Source organism: Xenorhabdus griffiniae, from assembly GCF_001028135.1.
Lineage (GTDB): Bacteria > Pseudomonadota > Gammaproteobacteria > Enterobacterales > Enterobacteriaceae > Xenorhabdus > Xenorhabdus bakwenae.
Map to the genome: position 1 here is coordinate 1 of NZ_LDNM01000151.1, position 1,098 is coordinate 1,098.

2 pseudogenes are annotated in these 1,098 nt (G+C 57.5%); both read right to left on the bottom strand.

The features are described from left to right. Positions 1-978: pseudogene (locus AAY47_RS18970) on the bottom strand (Mu transposase C-terminal domain-containing protein); the annotation flags it as partial. Next, positions 979-1,098 (bottom strand): annotated as a pseudogene (locus AAY47_RS22325) (ATPase); the annotation flags it as partial.

Consider the following 1,098-nt stretch of genomic DNA (forward strand, 5'->3'; position numbering starts at 1 on the left):
GCGGATGATGACTTCCCCGGCATCGTGAATGTCGTAGGCCACCCGCACGCTTTCGCCATCCACCTCGATCAGGTTCTCAGCAAAATATTGGTTATTGTTGAACTCCACCCAGCCACGCTGGGCGATACGGGTGACCTCCGGCATAAACATCTCGCGCAGTTCAATCTGGGTCAGGTATTCGATTTCATCCCCTTCGGTTTCCAGCACTATTTTGCGGTAGACTGCCGCCGTCATGTGGCGGCCGTTGTGTTTGGGCAGTTCGCTGTGCTCATGCCCGGTGTTGTAGCGCTCGACTTCTTCTTCAATCGCATCCAGCAACTGTTGCCAGGACGGCAGTTTTGCCAGCGCGGCCTGCTGGACGGCATTCAATGCTTTCTGGTTTTCCTGCGCTTTGACCGCAGAGAGTATCCGGCGGTCAGTCACGCGCACCGATTCCGGGTCAGCCCCCAGCCCGTTATAGGTCTGGAATTTCTGCGCAATACGCCGGGGAATAACCGCATTCAGGCGTTCGATAATGCCGCGTGATTGCGGATTACCGGGGATGCTCGTCATGTGGCCGATACCCAGCCGGGGGAAAATCCCGGTGATATCGGCATCCAGCGTTTTGTTCGTCTGACCGCCCCCGTTATCGGAGTAGACAAACAGCGGCTTACCGTGATGCTTCATGGCATGGCGATACGCCGAGGCCACGGCAATCGTGCTTTCGGATAAATCCAGCGACCAGCCCACCACATAGCGCGTGCGGCCATCCAGCACCAGTGTCAGTTCCGGTGTAAATGGGCGGCCGTGGATGGGGTGCGCCACTTTCAAATTCAGGCTCTTACCATCACTGATCCAGCAGCCATTAACCGGCATCTGTGACCAGTCCCGTTTCTGGTAGGTTTCCAGTGCACGGGCCGCGGAGCCGGTAAGACGGCCCCGGGCTTTTTCCCGCTTCGGCAGTTTTGCCATCACCCGGCGTACCGCATCATAGGAAGGCTCCTCCAGTATCACGCGGGCGGTATAGCCGGGATCGGCCTCAATCAAAATGGCATCGCTCTGTTGTCTGGCATATTCCCGCATGACCATCGTTTTCCCCATCCCTGCATCGCCATAGAT